The sequence below is a fragment of the Streptomyces sp. NRRL F-6676 genome (assembly GCF_000725625.1).
GTDB lineage: Bacteria > Actinomycetota > Actinomycetes > Streptomycetales > Streptomycetaceae > Streptomyces.
The window spans coordinates 134,653-154,435 of record NZ_JOHS01000008.1 but is presented as its reverse complement, the minus strand read 5'-3'; the positions used below and the strand labels follow the sequence as shown (position 1 = coordinate 154,435).

Annotated in this window: 17 protein-coding genes; 12 read left to right on the top strand and 5 right to left on the bottom strand. The window is 74.4% G+C overall.

The window, feature by feature from the left end:
* Nucleotides 1–2 precede the first annotated feature (2 nt).
* On the top strand, nt 3–1,184 hold the full coding sequence (locus tag IO29_RS07395) for a glycosyltransferase (protein WP_030377904.1): 1,182 nt from the start codon (nt 3–5) through the stop codon (nt 1,182–1,184).
* Nucleotides 1,185–1,188: 4 nt separating this feature from the next.
* Here IO29_RS07395 and IO29_RS07390 read toward each other — a convergent pair whose 3' ends face one another.
* Nucleotides 1,189–2,424: a TerD family protein gene (locus tag IO29_RS07390; RefSeq protein WP_159072898.1), complete on the bottom strand. Its 1,236-nt coding sequence runs from the start codon at nt 2,422–2,424 to the stop codon at nt 1,189–1,191.
* A gap of 305 nt (nt 2,425–2,729) precedes the next feature.
* Between IO29_RS07390 and IO29_RS07385 the strand changes: the two genes are divergently transcribed.
* From IO29_RS07385 to IO29_RS07370, 4 genes are all read left to right on the top strand, one after another.
* On the top strand, nt 2,730–3,173 hold the full coding sequence (locus IO29_RS07385) for a DUF6643 family protein (protein ID WP_030377902.1): 444 nt from the start codon (nt 2,730–2,732) through the stop codon (nt 3,171–3,173).
* A gap of 132 nt (nt 3,174–3,305) precedes the next feature.
* The gene (locus IO29_RS07380) at nt 3,306–4,133 is read left to right on the top strand and encodes an MOSC domain-containing protein (RefSeq protein ID WP_030377901.1); all 828 of its coding nucleotides are present in this window, start codon (nt 3,306–3,308) and stop codon (nt 4,131–4,133) included.
* A gap of 197 nt (nt 4,134–4,330) precedes the next feature.
* Nucleotides 4,331–4,936 carry an Rv1733c family protein gene (locus IO29_RS07375; protein WP_030377900.1) on the top strand — a complete coding sequence of 202 codons (606 nt, stop codon included), beginning with the start codon at nt 4,331–4,333 and terminating at the stop codon, nt 4,934–4,936.
* A 107-nt stretch (nt 4,937–5,043) separates the two neighbouring features.
* Nucleotides 5,044–7,485, top strand: coding sequence for a right-handed parallel beta-helix repeat-containing protein (locus IO29_RS07370; protein ID WP_030377899.1), 2,442 nt, complete (start codon nt 5,044–5,046; stop codon nt 7,483–7,485).
* Here the strand turns inward: IO29_RS07370 and IO29_RS07365 are convergent.
* Entirely contained in the window at nt 7,455–9,755 is a 2,301-nt protein-coding gene (locus IO29_RS07365; RefSeq protein WP_234307406.1) for a hypothetical protein, read from the bottom strand. The two genes, IO29_RS07370 and IO29_RS07365, sit on opposite strands and share 31 nt — an antisense overlap.
* Nucleotides 9,756–10,188: 433 nt before the next feature.
* On the opposite strand from IO29_RS07365, the gene IO29_RS07360 reads away from it, so the two are divergent.
* Nucleotides 10,189–11,070, top strand: a complete 882-nt coding sequence (locus tag IO29_RS07360; RefSeq protein ID WP_030377897.1) for a DeoR/GlpR family DNA-binding transcription regulator — start codon at nt 10,189–10,191, stop codon at nt 11,068–11,070.
* Between the two features lie 91 nt (nt 11,071–11,161).
* Here IO29_RS07360 and IO29_RS07355 read toward each other — a convergent pair whose 3' ends face one another.
* A complete protein-coding gene (locus IO29_RS07355; protein WP_030377896.1) occupies nt 11,162–12,286 on the bottom strand; it encodes an L-cysteine desulfhydrase Cds1 in 1,125 nt (374 codons plus the stop codon).
* Nucleotides 12,287–12,557: 271 nt separating this feature from the next.
* Between IO29_RS07355 and IO29_RS07350 the strand changes: the two genes are divergently transcribed.
* Together IO29_RS07350 and IO29_RS07345 are read left to right on the top strand one after the other, a co-directional pair.
* A complete protein-coding gene (locus IO29_RS07350) occupies nt 12,558–12,881 on the top strand; it encodes a hypothetical protein (RefSeq protein ID WP_030377895.1) in 324 nt (107 codons plus the stop codon).
* Nucleotides 12,882–13,333: 452 nt separating this feature from the next.
* Complete coding sequence (locus IO29_RS07345) at nt 13,334–13,831, top strand: ATP-binding protein (protein WP_030377894.1); 498 nt, start codon at nt 13,334–13,336, stop codon at nt 13,829–13,831.
* Nucleotides 13,832–14,011: 180 nt separating this feature from the next.
* Here IO29_RS07345 and IO29_RS07340 read toward each other — a convergent pair whose 3' ends face one another.
* Nucleotides 14,012–14,302: an SHOCT domain-containing protein gene (locus tag IO29_RS07340; RefSeq protein WP_030377893.1), complete on the bottom strand. Its 291-nt coding sequence runs from the start codon at nt 14,300–14,302 to the stop codon at nt 14,012–14,014.
* 197 nt (nt 14,303–14,499) lie between these two features.
* Here IO29_RS07340 and IO29_RS07335 point away from each other — a divergent pair, with 197 nt between their 5' ends.
* Both IO29_RS07335 and IO29_RS07330 read left to right on the top strand, forming a co-directional pair.
* Nucleotides 14,500–15,072 carry a TetR/AcrR family transcriptional regulator gene (locus IO29_RS07335; protein ID WP_033224699.1) on the top strand — a complete coding sequence of 191 codons (573 nt, stop codon included), beginning with the start codon at nt 14,500–14,502 and terminating at the stop codon, nt 15,070–15,072.
* On the top strand, nt 15,072–15,656 hold the full coding sequence (locus IO29_RS07330; protein ID WP_030377891.1) for a DUF4865 family protein: 585 nt from the start codon (nt 15,072–15,074) through the stop codon (nt 15,654–15,656). The genes IO29_RS07335 and IO29_RS07330 overlap by 1 nt, the downstream gene beginning before the upstream one ends.
* 36 nt (nt 15,657–15,692) lie before the next feature.
* On the opposite strand, the gene IO29_RS07325 is transcribed toward IO29_RS07330, so the two are convergent.
* Nucleotides 15,693–16,937, bottom strand: a complete 1,245-nt coding sequence (locus tag IO29_RS07325) for an ROK family protein (protein ID WP_030377890.1) — start codon at nt 16,935–16,937, stop codon at nt 15,693–15,695.
* A 295-nt stretch (nt 16,938–17,232) separates the two neighbouring features.
* Here IO29_RS07325 and IO29_RS07320 point away from each other — a divergent pair, with 295 nt between their 5' ends.
* A complete protein-coding gene (locus IO29_RS07320; protein WP_199806846.1) occupies nt 17,233–18,405 on the top strand; it encodes a methyltransferase in 1,173 nt (390 codons plus the stop codon).
* A gap of 137 nt (nt 18,406–18,542) precedes the next feature.
* Nucleotides 18,543–19,712 carry an MFS transporter gene (locus IO29_RS07315; protein WP_030377888.1) on the top strand — a complete coding sequence of 390 codons (1,170 nt, stop codon included), beginning with the start codon at nt 18,543–18,545 and terminating at the stop codon, nt 19,710–19,712.
* Nucleotides 19,713–19,783 lie beyond the last annotated feature (71 nt).

The window sequence follows — 19,783 nt, the reverse complement described above, 5'->3', positions numbered from 1 at the left end:
GAGTGAGTGCCGTTGTGTGGATCGCCCTGGGATCGCTCGTCGCCTGGCTGTGGCTGCTGCTCGGCCAGGGCTTCTTCTGGCGCACGGACGTCCGGCTGCCGCCGCGCCGGGACCCGGAGGTGTGGCCCCCGGTGTGCGTGGTCGTCCCGGCCCGGGACGAGGCGGAGGTGCTCCCCCGAAGCCTGCCCACGCTGCTGGCGCAGGAGTATCCCGGGCGGGCCGAGGTCTTCCTCGTCGACGACGGCAGCACCGACGGCACCGGGGAGCTGGCCGCGGAGCTGTCCCGCCGCCACGGCGGGCTGCCGCTGACCGTGACCTCGCCCGGCGAGCCGCCCGCCGGCTGGACGGGCAAGCTGTGGGCGGTACGGCACGGCATCGGCCTCGCCCGCACCCGCGAGCCCGCGTTCCTGCTGCTGACGGACGCCGACATCGCGCACGCCCCGGACAGCCTGCGCTCCCTGGTCGCGGCGGCCGACACCGGGAACTACGACCTGGTGTCCCAGATGGCGCGGCTGCGCGTGGAGAGCCTGTGGGAGCAGCTGGTCGTCCCGGCCTTCGTCTACTTCTTCGCGCAGCTGTACCCCTTCCGGTGGATCGGGGTGCGCGGCGGGCGCACGGCCGCGGCGGCCGGCGGCTGTGTGCTGCTGCGCGCGGAGGCGGCCGAGCGGGCGCGGATCCCGGACGCGATCCGGCAGGCGGTCATCGACGACGTGGCGCTGGCGCGGGCGGTCAAGGGCACCGGTGGGCACATCTGGCTCGGCCTGGCCGACCGGGTCGACAGTGTCCGCCCCTATCCGCGCCTGCGCGACCTGTGGCACATGGTGGCGCGCAGCGCGTACGCGCAGCTGCGGCACAACCCGCTGCTGCTGCTCGGCACCGTCCTGGGGCTGGCCGTGGTGTACCTGGTGCCGCCGGTGGCGTTCCTCGCCGGCCTCGCCGCCGGGTCCTGGGCGGCGGCGGTGGCCGGCGGGCTCGCGTGGCTGGTGATGACGGCGACGTACCTGCCGATGCTCCGCTACTACCGCCGGCCGCCGTGGCTCGCTCCGCTGCTGCCGTTCACCGCGTTCCTGTACCTGTTGATGACGGTGGACTCTGCGGTGCGGCACTACCGGGGGCGCGGGGCCGCCTGGAAGGGCCGGACCTACGCCCGGCCCGATACGGCGGCCGCCCCCGAGGAGGGCTGAGCGGTCACTTGCGGCCGGGGGTCCAGTTCATGCCCCAGCCGTAGACGCGGTCGACGGTGCGCTGCGGGCTGACCCCGCGGTCCGGGATCAGATAGCGGGCCTCGCGCTGGACGACGAGGTCGCCGCCGGTGTTGGTGATCAGGGCGAGCGCGCACACCGTGGAGGGCACCGTGCACTCGTCGAGGGAGAAGTCGACGGGTGCGCCGTGCTGCGGCTGGAGGGTGACGGTGGCGTGCAGGTCGGCGAAGGAGCGGGCGCCCTCGTAGATGGTCACGAAGACGAGGATGCGGCGGAAGTCCTGCCGGTGGTCGAGGTTGACGGTGAGGTTCTCGCCGGTCGCGACGGCGCCGGTGCGGTCGTCGCCGTCGAGGTGGATGTACGGCGGCCGGTCCAGTGCGCCGAAGGCGTTGCCGAGGGCCTGGACGACCCCCTTGCGGCCGTCGGCGAGTTCGAACAGGGCACACAGGTCCAGGTCGAGGTCGCGGTGGTGGGCGATGGCCCGGCCGCGCTTGCTGCCCCAGCCGGAGAACTGCTTGCGCACCTCCCAGTTGAGGTTGACGCGCAGGGCGCCGGAGGTGCCGCCCTGCTTGGTGAGGCGTGGCGTGTCCCACTCGGACTCCAGGACGAGTGACTCGCCCCGGTAGCCGCGGCGGGGGGGGGGGGGGGGGGCGGGGGGCGGGGGGGGGGGCCGGTGGGGGGGGGCGGCGGTGGGCGCCGACTGCCGCGGCTCGTCCACGGTGATACCGAAGTCCGTGGCGAGTCCTTCCAGTCCGCTGCTGTAGCCCTGGCCGACGGCACGGAACTTCCAGGCGCCCTGACGGCGGTACAGCTCCCCGAGGACGAAGGCCGTCTCGACGGTCGCGGTGGCGTCGAAGCGCGCGACCTCCTCGCCGCTGCGGGTGTCCAGCACGCGGATGTACAGCCCCGGCACCTGTCCGAACGTGCCGCCGTCGGCGGAGGCCGCGAGGACGATCCGGTCGATGGCGCTCTCCACGCGCGCGAGGTCGACGAGGAGCGTGTCGGTCACCTCGCCGCCGGTGGTCCGCCTGCCCTCGTGGCGCACCGCGCCGGAGGAGTGCGTGGGCTGGTTGTAGAAGACGAAGTCGGCGTCGGTGCGCACTCTCCCGGAGACCAGCAGCAGCGCCGAGGCGTCCGCGTCGGGCACCCCGGGCCCGGACCGCCGCCCGAGTTCGATCCGCAGCGCCGCCGTCGGCACCGGAACGTTCGCCCCCTTGAGCATGGACATGCAGCTCCCCCTCACACACTCGGCACCGGCCCGCCCACCGGCGGGTCCGTCGGAAGGTTTCCAGCCAAATCTACGGCGCCGCCGTCCGGGAACTCCCCCCGCGACACTTTCCCGGGAAAACGGTGCCGGACCGCCGGTAACCAGCCCCGTAGCTCGGCCTATAGCGCATGCGAGCGCCAGTTGCCGCCCCTTTTTGCCGAGTTCGCTCGGATTGGGGATCCGACGTCACCAGCCGACACGGAAAACAACCCTCTTATCGGTCTCCCCAACCAGCACATCGTGGGCTTAACTTATGTGCCATGACCTCCCCCCGCTCCACCTATGGCGGCGGTTACTACTCCGCGTCGCCTTTCCCGGACACTCCGATCTACGACTCGCTCGTGGCCGAGCGGGGCACCCCGCAGATCGCCCCGATCCGGGTTCCCTCGGCCTACGAGCCGAACAACCACCTGCCCGCGCTTCCCTCGGCGCTCCCCGCCCTGCCGGCCGGTCCCTCTCCCCAGGGCCCCGCGTACGGCTACCCGCAGGCCCAGCAGCCCACACCCCTGCAACAAGCGGCGCCCACCGCCTACATCCCGCAGCAGGCGGGACCCCGCGGCTACCCGGGCGCCCAGGCACCGCAGCCGCCCCGCCCGATGATGGGCGGCACGGGGTACGAGGCGATGCGCCCCGCGGCCCCGCGCCCGGCCCCGACGCCGTACCAGGACCCGTACCAGAACGGGCAGCAGTACCGGGGCTACTGAGCACACCGGCAGAGACCCTCGGGTTCCGGAGCACACCGGGACCCGGTGGCCGTCGGGACCGTCACGGCTGTCCGGGCCGTCACGGTCCCCGCGGGGGGCTGCGCTGTCAGTGGCTGCTGACACGATGGATCCATGCCGACACCGTCGCTGCACTCGCTGCACATCCACCCGGTCAAGGCGCTGCGGGCCCAGACACTCCCCGCGGTCGTGGTCGAGCCGTGGGGGCCGGCCGGGGACCGGCGCTGGGCGGTGACGGACGACACCGGCAAGGTGCTCACCCAGCGCGAGGAACCGCGTCTGGCGACGGCCGCCGCCGAGGCACTGCCCGGCGGCGGCGTTCTGCTGTCTGCGCCCGGTCTGGAACCGCTCACGGTCGCCGTGCCCGAGCCGGGCGTCACCACGACGGCGCGGATCTTCGGCACCAAGGTGGAGCTGGTGCCCGCCGCCGCCCGGGCCGACGACTGGCTCAGCACCCTTCTGGGTCACGCCGTGCGTCTGGTCCACCTCGACGATCCCGCCGTGCGCCGCCCCATCGACGATCCGCCGTACACCTCCCCCGGCGAGATGGTCGGCCTCGCCGACCGCTACCCCCTGCTGCTCACGACGCTCGCCTCTCTCGACTCCCTCAACTCGCTGATCGCGCAGGGGGAGCACGCGGCGGAGGGGCCGCTGCCGATGGACAGGTTCCGGCCGAGCGTCGTCGTCGCGGGCACCGCGCCCTGGGCCGAGGACGACTGGACGGAACTGGCGATCGGCGAGGTCGTCTTCCGCGTGGCGAAGATGTCCGGACGCTGCGTGGTGACGACCACGGACCAGACCACCGGGGCCCGCGGCAAGGAACCGCTGCGCACACTGGGGCGCCACCGGCGCTTCGCCGGCCGGCTGGTCTTCGGCCAGAACCTGGTCCCGCTGACCACGGGGACGATACGGGTGGGGGACCCCGTCGAGGTGCTGAAGTAGAGCCCGCCGCGGACCGGCCCGTACACGTCGGACGAGGCATGTGGAGGGAACCCCCGCCGGGGCCGTGGTCGTTGGGACCCGTGAGACATTTCTGAAGATCCGTGGAGCACGGCGGCGTGATGTCGCTCTCTCTTCTCCGCGCCCGGGCGCATTCGGCCCGTGCGCGGAGTTATCACGGAGCGGAAGGGGGTGGGGCGGTGCGAGCGGTTCGCGGACTCTGGCGCTGGCGGGGCAATCCACTGCGTCGTACGACCGATCTGGTCGAGGCATGGCTGGCGCTGGTCGCCCTCGTGCTGATCCTCGTCGTGGCACCGCTGATCGGCGCTGCCGTGGGGGCGGTCACGGAGGACGCGCTGCAACGGTCGGTGCGCGAACAGCGGCACACCCGCCACGAGGTGGTGGCCACGGTGGTCAAACGGCTCAATCGCAGCCCCCTGGACCCCGATCCGGAGACCGCCACGGCCCGGGACGCGCACAGTCACGTCCTGGCGAACTGGACGGGCCCGGACGGCACGGCCCACCACGGCGCCGTCCTGGCCGACCTGGAACAGCCGCGCCCCGGCGACCACTTCACCGTGTGGACGGACGCCCGCGGCCACCTCGTGGCCCGTCCGCTGGACGCGATCACCGCCACCACCCACGCCGTCCTGGCGGGCTTCGGCTCGGCCGCCGCGGCGGCGGGGCTGGTCGAGGGCGGCAGACGACTGCTGGTGTGGCGCATGGTCCGCCGCAGGTACGCCCGTCTGGACCGGGCGTGGGAGAAGGCGGGCCCGGACTGGGGCCGGACCGGCACCGGCGCCTGACCGGCCTTCCGCTCCGGTCCGCCCACCGGGTCCGCGCACGCTACGGTGGACCGGCCGAACTCTTCGGCAACGACCCGCGTACGACGAGGTGGGGGCACAGCAACGCCATGGCACAGGGCACGGTCCAGGTGACGCACACCGGTACATCGCGGTGGCGGCGCCGCACGGGTGAGTACGCGTCCCTCGCCGCCGCGCTGGAGGCCGCGGGCGACGGCGACGTCCTCACCGTCGCCGCGGGCACCTACCGGGAGAACCTCGTCGTCCAGCGGGCGGTGACGCTGCGCGGTCCGGAGGGCTCGCCCGGTTCCGTGCGCATCGCCCCCGTGGACGGGGTGCCGTTGACCGTGCGCGCCTCCGCGGTCGTCCAGGATCTGCACATCGAGGGCCAGGACGCGGCCGCGCCGGCGGTCCTGGTGGAGGAGGGCACCCCCGAGTTCGCCGATCTGCGGATCATGACCCGGTCCGCGGCCGGGTTCGAGGTGCGCGCCGGGGCCCGCCCCACCGTCCGGCGCTGCACGGTGGACAACCCGGCCGGGGTCGGGATCGCCGTCGTCGACGGCGGGGGCGGGGTGTTCGAGGAGTGCGAGGTGGTCGCGGCGGGCCAGTCCGGCGTGGCCGTGCGCGGGGGCGCGCGCCCCCGGCTGGAGCGCTGCCGGGTTCACCACGCCTCGGGCGCGGGGCTGTCGGTCACCGGGGAGAACTCCTCGCTGGAGGCGGTCGGTTGCGAGGTCTACGAGGTCAAGGGCTCGGGGGTCCAGGTGACCGGGCGGGCCACGGCGCACCTCACCGACTGCGACGTGCACCGCACCACCGCCGACGGCGTCACCCTGGACACGGACGCGGTGCTGACCCTCGCCGACTGCCGCATCCACGACGTCCCGGAGAACGCGGTCGACCTCAGATCACGCGCGGTGCTCACCCTGACCCGCACGACCGTGCGCCAGTTCGGCCGCAACGGACTGTCGGTCTGGGACCCGGGTACCCGCGTGGACGCCAACCAGTGCGAGATCTTCGACTCCACCGGCGACTACCCGGCGGTGTGGGTCAGCGACGGCGCCACCGCCGTACTGGAGTCCTGCCGGGTGCACGACGTGCCGGACGCGCTGTTCGTCCTCGACCGGGGCTCGCGCGCCGACGTCGTGGACAGCGATCTGGCGCAGGTCCGCAACACCGCGGTCTCGGTGAGCGACGGCGCCACCGCGCAGCTCGACGACTGCCGGATCAAGGACGCGGCGACGGGCGCCTGGTTCCGCGACCACGGCAGCGGCGGCACTTTGAGCGGCTGCACGGTGGACGGCGTACAGACCGGCGTGATCGTCACCAAGGGCGCCGACCCCACCGTCGAGCGCTGCACCATCACCTCCCCCGCCGAGGCCGGGTTCTACGTCTCGGCGGGCGGCCGGGGCAGCTTCCAGGGCTGCCGGGTCACCGACAGCGGCGGCTACGGCTTCCACGTCATCGACGGCTGCCGCACGACGCTGCGCAAGTGCCGCACGGAGCGGTGTGCGCGCGGCGGTTACGAGTTCGCCGACGGCGGCCCGGACGCGGCGGGCGGCGGCGGTGCCCTCGTCGAGGACTGCACCAGCGACGAGAGCGCGAGCCTGCGCTCCCCCGCCCGGGAGACGGCCGTACAGACCGCCACGCCCCCGGCGGCCGGGCTGCTGGGCTCCATCCCCGGCCAGCGCACCACGGAGCAGGAGGGTCTGGTCGCCGCGACGCCCGAACCGGCGGCGCCCGCCCGCACGTCGAAGGACGTGCTGGGCGAACTCGACGCGCTGGTGGGGCTGGAGAGCGTCAAGCGCGAGGTGCGCGCGCTGACCGACATGATCGAGGTGGGCCGGCGCCGGCAGCAGGCGGGCCTCAAGGCGGCCTCCGCACGGCGCCATCTGGTCTTCACCGGCTCCCCCGGCACCGGCAAGACGACGGTGGCCCGGCTGTACGGGGAGATCCTGGCCTCGCTCGGGGTGCTGGAGAAGGGGCATCTGGTCGAGGTCTCCCGGGTCGACCTGGTGGGCGAGCACATCGGCTCCACGGCGATCCGTACCCAGGAGGCGTTCGACCGGGCGCGCGGCGGCGTGCTGTTCATCGACGAGGCGTACGCGCTGTCCCCGGAGGACTCCGGGCGGGACTTCGGGCGCGAGGCGATCGACACCCTGGTGAAGCTGATGGAGGACCACCGGGAGGCGGTGGTGGTGATCGTCGCCGGTTACACCGCCGAGATGGAGCGCTTCCTGACCGTCAACCCCGGGGTCGCCTCGCGCTTCTCGCGGACGATCACCTTCGGCGACTACGGCCCCGACGAGCTGCTGCGGATCGTGGAGCAGCAGGCGGAGGAGCAGGAGTACCGGCTGGCGAAGGGCGCGCCCGAGGCGCTCCTCGACTACTTCGCGGCGATACCGAAGGGCCCCGCGTTCGGCAACGGCCGCACCGCGCGGCAGACGTTCGAGGCGATGGTGGAGCGGCACGCGGGCCGGGTCGCCCAGTTCACCGAGCCGAGCACGGACGACCTGACGCTGCTCTACCCGGAGGACCTGCCGGAACTGCCCTGAGCCCGCGCCGTGTCACCCGCCTCCTCCGCCGTGCCGTCCGCCTCCTCGACCGGGCGGGGTGCCGGCACCCCGGGGCGCAGCCGGGCCAGCAGGCGCCGGCGTTCCTCCGCGAACGCCGGGTCGGCCTGGTAGTCGCTGTGGCCCAGGATCGGGGCGGGGAGCGGGTGCAGCGCGGTGCGGCCGTAGGCGAGCGGGTCCTTGAGCGGGGCACGGTCGACCTGCGGCCCGCAGTCGCCGGGCAGCCCGATCGGCCCGCCGATCGGGTCCGTGAGCCGGTACAGATTGCGCCAGCAGTCGACCTCGCGGTGCAGGGCGCTGAGCGAGGCGGGCCCGAAGTACGCCGGGAACCAGCGCCCGTACAGCCGTTCCAGGGGTGAGCCGTAGGTCAGCAGGGCCACCCGGCGGCGTACCGAGGGCTTGAGCTGCCAGGCCGCGGCGGCGGCGAGCACGCTGCCCTGGGAGTGGCCGGAGAGCACCAGCCGTCCGCCGGTGGCGCCGGTCCAGGTGGCCATGCGCCAGGTGAGGTCGGGGACGGCGCGCTCGGCGTAGCAGGGCGGGGCGAAGGGGTGCGCGGCACGCGGCCAGAAGGTGCCGACGTCCCACAGGATGCCGATGGTGCGTCGGGCGGAGGGGTCCTTGTAGGCGCGTCGGCCCCAGGTGACGAAGAGCAGGAAGCCGACCCCTATCAGCCAGGAGCCGCACGCCTGGGTGGTGTCGGCGGCGCCCTGCAACGCGGCGGGGGTGCCGCGGGCGGCGTCGCCGGGCACCTCGTCGGTGAGTTCGGCGCCGACCAGTGCGGTGGTGCCGAGCAGCAGCGTGGCGACGGCGACGACGCCGATGACGCGGGGTGCCAGGTCGGTGAGGGTGGCCATCGCCCTGACCCCGGCGATACGGCGGGTGCGGGCGGCGTCGGTGCGTTCGCCGGGGTGGTCGCGCTCGACGTCGGCCGTCTCGGCCCGGCGCAGTCGCAGGGTGCGGCGGGCCAGCAGGGCGACGACCACGAGCAGCAGCAGGAGCAGCGGCGGTATCGCGGAGGCCTGCCAGGTGAGCAGGACGGGCGGTCCGGGCAGGGTGCGGCGGGTGCCGTCGAGCCAGTCGGAGACCCGCTGGGCGACGCCGCCGGACATCACCCCGCCGAGCGCGCAGGCGAGCATGGCGACGGCGGGCCCGGCCAGCCCGCGCAGTGCGGTGCGCGGGTGGCGGTGCGTGCGAGAGAGGAGGTGGGCGACGACGGCGAGCACGACGACGAGTAAGCACTGCGCGAGGGTGAGGGCCCCGAACGCCGGGTCGCCCGGCAGCCGTCCGGCCGACCGCCAGCCGGGGCGCGACCAGCAGGCGTACACCAGGGAGAGCGCGAGCAGGGCCAGAAAACTCAGGGGCAGCCACCGGACCAGGGCACGGTCGAGCCGGCGGTCGAGGCGGTTCTCGGTGCGGCCGCGGCGGCAGACCACCCAGACCACGACGAGCGCGCCCGCCACGTACGCCGCTTCCAGCGCGGAGCCGAGGCTGTCGAGGAGCGCGGGGCCGCCCGGGCGGCGGTCGTGGCGGGCGGCGGCGGTGCCGACGGCCGCGGCGACGGTGAGGAGACCGGCGGCGGTGTGGGCGGCGCGCAGCCGGGCCACGAGCCGGCGTCCGTACCAGAAGCCGGGGCGGCCGAGCGCGGTCCGGTAGGTCCCCGTTCCGGCGTCGTCGGTCTGCTCGTCGCCGTTTTCGTCCTGGGGCGGTGGCGGCTGGGACTCGTAGGCGCTCCAGGTGCGGTGGGAGAGGTACCAGAGCAGCCCGGTGAGGGCGGTCGGCACCAGCGCGGCCAGGGCGAGCCGGCGCCCCGGCTCGCTCCACCAGCCGCCGTCGGAGCCGGTGGGCGACAGGAAGCCGAGCCAGGAGTGGCGGGCGGCGCACGCGGGGGTGCCCGCGCACTGCCAGGCGGTGAGGTCGAGGGCGACCTCGCAGGCGGCGGCGACCAGCAGCACGGTGAGGCTGAGCCCGGCGAGCCGCACCAGGAGGCCGTACAGGCGCACGGTCCGGATGCGGTGGCCCTCGCTGGTGGGGCGCATCCAGTGGGCCAGGTTGACCACCATGAACGGCAGGAGCAGCAGCCACAGGGCGCGCGAGCCGTTGCCGGAGGTGAGGTTGCACCAGACGTAGGCCTCGGGTACCGGGGCGTCGCGGTGCTCGGCGGGCCGTTCCTCGGCGTCGACGTCGTCGGCGCGGCGGAAGACGGCGGCGGTGTCGTCGCCGGTGACGCGCACCGTGCGCGGATCGTTCAGCATCTCCTGGGGGGTGGTGCCGCCCACTCCGTGGACCAGGAGTTCCAGGGTGCTCTGTGCCGTTGTGTGTTCCACCGCTCCGCACTTCCCCCGCGCGCGGGTGCGCGCCTGTGGTGGCCTCTGCCGTCATGTCATGTGCAGGCACAGGATTGCCGCTGTGGGGCGCGGTCACACCTGTGGGACCGGAATGTCCTCAGGATGTGTGACGGAGACGACGAAAGACGGAGGCGACGGGACGCGGACAACGGGGCGGGGGGAGGGCGGACGGAGACGACCGGGCGGTGGCGCGGATGTCGGTGGGCCGTGCGAGGATGGGACGTCCTTCGCCACCGCCGCCCCTCGGCCGTGCCTGTCGGGAGCCGGTGTGGACGCCGTGCGGCGGGCGGTGCGCCGAAGGACGGGCCGGAGTCGGACGAGGAAAGGATCCGCAGCGGACGTGAGCGAGAATCAGAACCTGCTCGCGGAGCAGCGGCGCACCCTGATCCTCGACGAGGTACGCCGCCGCGGCGGCGTCCGTGTCAACGAACTGACGCGCAAGCTCGGCGTCTCCGACATGACGGTCCGCCGGGACCTCGACGCGCTGGCCCGCCAGGGCGTACTGGAGAAGGTGCACGGCGGCGCGGTCCCGGTGGTCGAGGCGAGCACGCACGAACCCGGGTTCGAGGCCAAGTCCGGCCTGGAGCTGACCGCCAAGGAGGACATCGCGCGGGCGGCGGCCCAACTGGTCGCGCCGGGCACGGCGATCGCGCTCTCCGGCGGTACGACGACGTACGCGCTGGCACACCATCTGCTGGACGTGCCGGATCTGACGGTCGTCACCAACTCGGTGCGGGTGGCCGACGTCTTCCACTCCGCGCAGCGCGCCATGGGCCGGCGGCAGGGCGCGGCCACGGTGGTGCTGACCGGCGGGGTGCGCACGCCGTCGGACTCGCTGGTGGGCCCGGTGGCCGACCAGGCGATCGCGGCGCTCCACTTCGACATGCTGTTCCTCGGCGTGCACGGGATATCCGCCGAGGCCGGTCTGTCGACACCGAACCTGGCCGAGGCCGAGACCAACCGGCGCCTCGTGCAGTCCGCGCGGCGGGTGGTCGTGGTCGCCGACCACACCAAGTGGGGCACGGTGGGCCTGAGTTCGTTCGCCACGCTGGAGCAGGTGGACACACTGGTGACCGATTCCGGGCTGCCGGCCGAGGCCCGGGCGGAGATGGCGGAACATCTGGACCGGCTGGTGGTCGCAGGGGAGCCGGAGACGGCGAGCGAGGCGGCGGGCGAGGCGGCGGACCGGGAAGGGCCGGACGAGGCGGAGCAGTCGGGCTGAGGCGCGGAGCCGGGCGGCTGCGGCCGACCGCCGCGTCCGGCCTTCGCCGGACGATTACCGGCTGCCGAACACCCGTTCTCGCGGCCGGTGCTCAGTCCGGCCACACCCCCGTGGTCAGCAGGGTGTCGATCGCGGCCGCGTACGGGGCGATGTCCAGTCCCTCCGACGCGAGCCAGGTGTCCGAGTAGTACTTGTCCAGATAACGGTCCCCGGGGTCGCACAGCAGGGTGACCACGCTCCCCCGCCGCCCCTCGGCCACCATCTCCGCGACGATCTTCAGCGCGCTCCACAGCCCGGTGCCCGTGGAGCCGCCCGCCTTGCGGCCCATCGCGCGGTCCAGCGCGCGCACGGCGGCGACGGCGGCCGCGTCCGGCACCTTCATCATGCGGTCGACGGCGCCCGGCACGAAGCTGGGCTCCATGCGCGGCCGGCCGATCCCCTCGATGCGTGAGGCCCGTTCGCAGACGACGCCCGGGTCGCCGGTCGTCCAGCCCTCGAAGAAGCAGGAGTTCTCCGGGTCGGCGACGCAGACGCGGGTGTCGTACTGCATGTAGTGCACGTACCGGGCGATGGTCGCGGAGGTGCCGCCGGTGCCGGCCGTGGCGACGACCCACGCCGGCTCCGGGAAGCGCTCCCGCTCCAGCTGGCGGAAGACGGACTCGGCGATGTTGTTGTTGCCGCGCCAGTCCGTGGCCCGTTCCGCGTAGGTGAACTGGTCCATGTAGTGGCCGCCGGTCTCCGCCGCGAGGCGGGCGGACTCCTCGTACATCGTGCGCGAGTCGTCGACGAAGTGGCACCGTCCGCCGTGGAACTCGATGAGGCGGATCTTCTCGGCGCTCGTCGTGCGCGGCATGACCGCGATGAAGGGCACGCCGATCAGTTTCGCGAAGTACGCCTCCGAGACGGCCGTCGAGCCGCTGGACGCCTCGATCACCGGGCGGCCCGGGCGGATCCAGCCGTTGCACAGTCCGTAGAGGAAGAGGGAGCGGGCCAGCCGGTGCTTGAGGCTGCCGGTGGGGTGCGTCGACTCGTCCTTGAGGTACAGGTCGATGCCCCAGTGCTCGGGCAGGGGGAAGAGCAGGAGGTGCGTGTCCGCCGAGCGATTGGCGTCGGCCTGGACCTTGCGGACGGCCTCTTTGAGCCAGTCGCGGTAGGGCACGTCGGTGCGGTCGACGTCGAGGGTGGCGACGGGCCGGTGGGTGGGGGTGGTACTCACGCCGGGACTCCTTACGCGGTGCGCCGAGGCCGCCTCCGCGCGGTCGGACGACTCGATGATAGACACCTTCCACACGCTTCTCACCTGCATAAACACACCTTTGGGCCGCTCAAAGGCGGTGCTGGGGGGCGGGGGCGGACGGCGCGGGGGCGCGTTTTCGCGTGTGCGCCCGGTGGTGCGCGGTGCACCCTTGATGCGCACTGGTGCTCGGGGCCGTGCGCGGGCAGACTGCACGGCGAAGGACGACCCAGGCACGAGGGGGCGGAACACCATGCCGGAACCGGAGTTCACGGCCAGAGGCGTGCGCATCGGCAAGGGGCTGCGGTCCCTGACCCGGGCCGGGCAGATCCGGATCAGCGACGGCAGGGTGCGGTTGCTCACCAGCTACGGCAGCGAGATCGACAGCGCGCCGGTGCAGACGGTGCGTGCGTCCAGGCCGTGGTTCGGCGCCGAGGACCGGGCGCACGCGGACCTGGGCGGGACCCGGTACTCGCTCACGCTCGGCGAGAGCGACCCCGCCCCGGGCACGCCGGGGCCGCCGTCGGCCCGGCGGTTCATCGAGGCGGTCCGCAGGGCGGCGGGCCGCGACCGCTGAGCGGCGCCGGCCGCCGCGCGGCCGAGGTGCGTGGCGTCTCGGGACCAGGGGCGCACGGCATCGGGCCACCGGCGCGCGAGTGCACGCACGGGCTCGCGAGTGCGCCGGTTCCGCGGTCGGGGAACCGGTCGGCGAGCGGGCCGGTTCGCGAGTTGCGCATCCGGACCCCGTGCGTCACTCTGGTCACACGTCACTCTGGGTTTACCGGCGATCACGCTGAAGAACCAGCCCGCCGGCCACGACAAGCGGGCGGCCGACGTACGGAAGCCGCCCCGAGCCAGGCGGCGCGGGTACCGGCCGCCCCGATCAGCGGACGGCCGTCGTACGCGGCCGCCGCGCCACAGCGGCCGCCGGACGCGGGCCGCGCAGCACCAGGCGGCGTTATTACACGCGGTCACCACGCAGGATCCGTTCTCGTCTTCTTCCGGACCTCAATTCGGGGAGTCGCAGCCGTGATCAGCCAGCCAAGCAGGCACTGCACGGTGGAGCTCCAAGCCCTGCCGTCGCGGATCGGACAGGTCCGCAGAATCGTATCGGCGCAATTGCGCTACTGGCATCTCGATGCCCTCATCGACCGGGCCACGCTCGGCGTGACCGAGTTGCTCACCAACGTGCACCGGCATGCCGAGCCCGACAAGACGTGCACCGTGGAGATCGAGCTGCTGCTCGACCGTCTGACGGTCTCGGTGCACGACCACGACCCCCGGCTGCCCGCCGTCTGCGAGGCGGAGCCCGGCTCCACCTGCGGGCGGGGGCTGGCGATGGTCGCCGAACTCAGCGAGAGCTGGGGCGTGCGGCCGGACGGGGAGAAGGGAAAGGTGGTGTGGTTCGCGCTGTCGGCGTGCGCGCCGGTGGTGTCGGTGCCGAGCCTCGCGTCCGGGGACGCGAAGGGGGTCGCGGCGGTGGCTGCCGCCGGGCACCGGGGGGAGCGGGCGGCCGTACCGGGGTGACGGCGCCGCGCGCCGCCGGGGTCGTGCGGTGGTGGCCGCGGCGCTGTGGTCACCACCGGCCGGGTCCCGCGCCCTCCAAGGCGCGGGGAACCGCGCGACCAGCTGCCGCCGGGCCGTGCCCGGCAGGCGCACCGGCGCCACCCCCGCGGGAATCCGCGACAGCCGCCGGTCGGCAGGGCCTCACGTGCCGTGGGGCTTGCCGGCGGGGCCGAAGTGTTCCTCCAGGACGGAGGCGCGGCGCCAGTACTCGTCCTCGTCGATCTCGCCGGAGGCAAACCGGCGGCCGAGTACCGCGAGGGGCGAGTCACCCCTCGGCCGGCCGGCGTCCAGGGAACGCCACGGGCCGCCGCGCCCATGCCACCCGGTGCGGCGCAGCAGCGTCACGCCGGCGACCACGACCGCCGCCCAGATCAGCGGGAAGAACAGGATCCACGGGCCGGGCCCGCCGTCCCAGTGCGCCAGGGTCTGCATCTCGGTCATCTCCTCGGTGTTCTCAGTGCTCTCGGGCTCTCGGGCTCCCGGGCTCCCGTTGTGATGTCTTGAGCTTCGCTCCGGGAGGAGTTCCGCGTCGTCGTACGGCCGGCGGCGGTGTGCGTACCGCGCGGGGAGTACGCGGGTACGGCGCGGCCCTCTGGATCTCTGTAACTACTGGTATGTACAGTCGCCGTATGAGTACCTCGGAGAGACTCGTCGAGTCCACGCGCGACCTGCTGTGGGAGCGCGGCTACGTGGGCACCAGCCCCAAGGCGATCCTGGAGCGCGCGGGCGCCGGCCAGGGCAGCATGTACCACCACTTCAAGGGCAAGCCCGACCTCGCGCTGGCCGCGATCCGCCGCACCGCCGAGGAGATGCGGGCGGCCGCGGCCGGCGTCCTGCACGGACCCGGCACGCCGTACGCGCGCGTGGCGGCGTATCTGCGGCGCGAGCGTGACGTCCTGCGCGGCTGCCCCGTCGGCCGGCTGACCATGGACCCGGAGGTGATCGCGAGCGACGCGTTGCGCGCGCCCGTCGACGAGACGCTGGACTGGCTGCGCGGGGAGCTGGCCGGGATCGTCGAGGAGGGCCGGGAACAGGGGGAGTTCGCGGCGTCGCTGGACGCCGAGGCGGTGGCGGCGACGATCGTGGCGACGGTCCAGGGCGGCTACGTCCTGGCCCGTGCGTCGGGCTCCCCGGCCGCCTTCGACGCCGGAGTGCGCGGGCTGCTCGCCCTGCTGCGGCCCGCCGACCGGGGAGACGTGTGATGCAGGCGATGCAGTACGAGATCACCCTGCCCGCCGACTACGACATGGGGATCGTGCGGAACCGTGTGGCCCGCGTCGGGCACGCGCTCGACGACTGGGCGGGTCTCGGTTTCAAGGCGTACCTCGTGCGCGAGCGCGGCGTGGACGGCTCGCCGGTCAACCAGTACGCGCCGTTCTACCTGTGGCACGAGGCGCGCGGCATGAACGCCTTCCTGTACGGGGGCCCGTTCCAGGGGCTCGTCGACGACTTCGGGCGGCCGTCCGTCCGGCAGTGGACGGGGCTCTGGTACGAGGAGAGCCCGGTCGCCGGTGCCGGGGCGCGCGTCGCGGTGCGGCACCGCAGGCCGGTGCCCGAGGGGATCGCCCTCGGCGAGGTGGCGGAGGAGGTCATGCACGAGGCGGGGCTGCTGGTCTCGCTGGACGGCGCGGTGTGCGCGGCGGTGGCCGTCGACTCCCGGCACTGGGAGGTGGTGCGGTTCTCGCTCTGGGAGGACGAGGCGCCGAAGACGGACGGCGACGTCTTCCGGGTGCTGCGCCTTTCGGCACCGGGGAGGGACCGGTTGCCGCGCGGCCGGCAGTGGTGAGCAAGGCCGGCAATGAACGCCGGGCCCTGGCCCGCCTCAGCTTCCCGCGAGTGCCGTCAGCGGGTCGTCCAGGACCGGCTGCCAGGCCAGTTCCGCCGCGCCGACGAGGCTGTTGTGGTCCAGGGTGCACGGCAGGATCGGCACGCCGCCGCTGCGCCCCCACAGGCTGCGGTCGGCGACGACGGCGCTCAGCCGGTCGGGGTCGGTGTCCAGCAGGGTGCGGTGGAAGCCGCCGAGGACGATCCGGTCGGGGTTGAGGATGTTGACCAGCCCGGCCAAACCGAGCCCCAGCCGGTCGATGAGCGCCTCGGTGGCGGCGCGGACGGCCGGGTCGTCGGCGTGGTGGGCGCGGATCAGGTCGTTGGCCTGTTGCAGCAGGGAGAGTTCGGGGCCGGGGTCGCGCCCCGCCTCGGTGAGGAATGCCAGCGGGTCGGCCTCCACGTCCAGGCAGCCGCGGCTGCCGCAGTGGCAGGGGCGGCCCTCGGGGTTGACGGTGAGGTGCCCCACCTCCAGGGCCAGTCCCGAACTGCCGCTGTGCAGCCGTCCGTCGAGCACCAGCGCGCCGCCCACGCCGCGGTGCCCGGTGGCCACGCAGAGCAGGTCGCGGGCGCCGCGGCCGGCGCCGTGCCGGTGTTCGGCGAGGGCGGCGAGGTTGACGTCGTTGGCGGCGAAGGCGGGGCCTTCGAGGCCGGCCGCGCGCACGAGGTCCGTGAAGATCTCCCGTACGGGGGCGCCGGCCGGCCAGTCCACGTGCATCGGGTTGAGGGCGAGCCCCTCCGGTTCGGCCACGGCGGCCGGGACGGCCAGGCCGGCGCCCACGCAGCGCAGGCCGGTGGCGCGGAGCAGGTCGGCGCCGGCCTCGACGACCGAGCCGAGCACCTTCGCCGGGTCGGGGTCGACGGTCTCGCAGCCGGGGGCGGTGGCCACGATGCGCCCGCCGAGGCCGACGAGGGCGGCGCGGTAGCCGTCGGCGTGGATCTGGGCGGCCAGGGCGACGGGGCCGTCCTCGGCGACCTCCAGGCGGTGCGAGGGGCGGCCCTGGGAGCCGGCGGCGGCGCCGGGGTGGGCGTCGACGCGGATGAGGCCGAGCGCCTCGAGTTCGGCGGCGACCGCGCCGGCGGTGGCGCGGGTGACGCCGAGGGCGGCGGTGAGGACGGCGCGGGTGGGGGCGCGGCCGGTGTGCACGAGTTCGAGTGCGGGGCCGAGGGCGCCGCGGCCCCGGTCCAGTCGTGTCCGGGTGTTCCCTTCCCCCGCCGCGCGCGGGGCCGCCTTGCCGCTCATGAGGGCGAGTCTCCCATGATCCGGGCGGACGGGGCGGCGCCGCCCCAGGGGGTTCCTCGCCCCCCGCACGGGAGTCCCGCCCCGTTTCGCGCCCACGCGGCGGAGCCGCATGCCGGCAGGGGGCGGCCCCCGGTCTCTTGAGGGGCGCGGGGAACCGCGCGACCAGCCACCCCGCCCCGTATCCGCCGACCCACCGCGCTCCCCTCCCCCGTAGGCCCGGGGGCGCAGCCCCCGCCCCGGAGCCGAGGGCGCCGGCCCGCGGCTCCTCTCGCCGCTCCGATAGCCTGGCCCCGCGATGAACGACCCCATGACCGTCCCCCAGGGCACGTACCACCTCACCCGTTTCCCCGCGGACCCCCGCGACCGGCTGCGGGCCTGGGACGCCGCCGACGCGTATCTGCTGCGCCACCTCGCGGCGACCGGCGTCCCGGAGGGGGCCGGCACCGTCCTCGTCCTCGGCGACCGGTGGGGCGCGCTCACCACCGCCCTCGCTCCGCACCACCCCGTCCAGGTCACCGACTCGTTCCTCGCCCGGCAGGCCACCCTCGCCAATCTCGCGCGCGCCGGCGTCGATCCGGCGGCCGTGCGCCTGCTCACCACCCAGGACGACCCGCCGGACACGGTCGACGTCCTCCTCGTCCGGGTGCCGAAGAGCCTCGCCCTGCTCGAGGACCAGCTGCACCGGCTCGCCCCGGCCCTGCACCGGGACACGGTCGTCGTCGGCGCCGGCATGGTGAAGGAGATCCACACCTCGACGCTGCGGACCTTCGAGCGGATCCTCGGCCCGACCCGCACCTCGCTCGCCGAGCAGAAGGCCCGGCTGATCCACTGCACCCCCGACCCGGACCTGGACCGGGGACCCAGCCCATGGCCGTACCGCTACGCGCTGCCCGACGGCATCGGCGTGCTGTCGGGGCGCCGGGTCACCAACCACGCGGGGGTTTTCTGCGCCGACCGGCTCGACATCGGCACCCGTTTCTTCCTGCGTCACCTGCCGCGCCCCCGCGCCGGCGGGCGCGTGGTGGACCTCGGCTGCGGCAACGGGATCGTGGGCACCGCGGCGGCACTCGCCGAACCCGGCGCCGACGTGCTGTTCGTCGACGAGTCGTACCAGGCCGTGGCGTCGGCCAGGGAGACGTACCGGGAGAACGCGGAGGCGTACCGGGAGAACGCGGGCGCCGGCGGCCGGGCCGAGTTCCTCGTCGGCGACGGCCTCGCGGACACCGCGCCGGCCAGTGCCGACCTGGTGCTGAACAATCCCCCGTTCCATTCCCACCAGGCCACCACCGACGCGACCGCCCGCCGTATGTTCGCCCAGGCCCGCCGCGCCCTGCGGCCGGGCGGCGAGCTGTGGGTGGTCGGCAACCGGCATCTCGGCCACCACGTCACCCTGCGGCGCCTGTTCGGCAACAGCGAACTCGTCGCGAGCGACCCGAAGTTCGTGGTCCTGAAGGCCGTCAAGAAGTAACCGTGCGCACCGGGCGGGGCCAGGCGGGGCGGTGCCCACCGCGCCGTCGGCGCCTCGCGGCTCCCTTGCCCCGTGCCGACGCCGCCTCCTAGTCTGATTTTGTGCCGCTCATAAACAAAGCCCGTTCGCACACCGTCGTGCCGGGCAGCAGGACCGACCTCGTCCGTCTGCGTACCGTTCTGACCGCCTTCTTCGCCCTCGACGGCTTCGTCTTCGCCGGGTGGGTCGTGCGCATCCCGGCCATCAAGGCGCAGACCGGCGCCTCGGCGAGCGCGCTGGGGCTGGCGCTGCTCGGGGTCTCGGCCGGGGCCGTCGTCACCATGACGCTCACCGGCCGCCTCTGCCGCCGCTTCGGCAGCCATCCCGTGACCGTCGTCTGCGCCGTACTGCTCTCGCTCAGCATCGCCCTGCCGCCGCTCACCCACTCGGCCTGGGCGCTCGGCGCGGTGCTGTGCGTGTTCGGCGCGGCCTACGGCGGGATCAACGTCGCCTTCAACAGCGCGGCCGTCGACCTGGTGGCCGCGCTGGGGCGGCCGATCATGCCCAGCTTCCATGCCGCCTTCAGCCTGGGCGGGATGGTGGGGGCGGGGCTCGGCGGCCTGGTCGCCGGGTCGCTGACGCCGACGCAGCACCTGCTGTGTCTCACCGTGATCGGGCTGGTCGTGACGGCCGTGGCGGGCCGCGCCCTGCTGCGCCAGGAACCGCCGCGGCCCCCGGAGCCCGCGCCGGAGGACCGGCGGGCCCCGGCGCGTTCGGGCGCCCGCACCCGCGGGCTCGTCCTCACCTTCGGTCTGATCGCGCTGTGCACCGCCTACGGCGAGGGCGCCATGGCCGACTGGGGCGCGCTCCACCTGGAGCAGGACCTCGAGGCCGCACCGGGCGTCGCCGCGGTGGGGTACTCCTGCTTCGCCCTCGCCATGACCGTCGGCCGGCTCACCGGGACGGTGCTCCTCGAACGGCTGGGCCGGACCCGGACCCTGGTCGCCGGGGGCGCGACGGCCGCGGGCGGCATGCTGCTCGGCTCGCTCGCCCCCTCCGTCTGGGCCGCCCTCCTCGGCTTCGCCGTCACCGGGCTCGGGCTCGCCAACATCTTCCCCACGGCGGTCGAACGCGCCGGTGCGCTCGGCGGTCCGGACGGCGTCGCCACCGCGTCCACGCTCGGCTACGGCGGCATGCTCCTCGGTCCGCCCGCGATCGGCTTCATGGCCGACTGGTTCTCCCTGCCCACCGCGCTCACCAGCGTCGCCCTCCTCGCCGCGGTGGCCGCCGCCATCGCCGTCGTCACCCGCCACGCGACCCGGTCCTGACGCGGCCGGGCCCCGGCACCGACCGTTCCGACGCCACGCCGCCGTCCGACCGAGGCGTTGCCGGCCCGCGC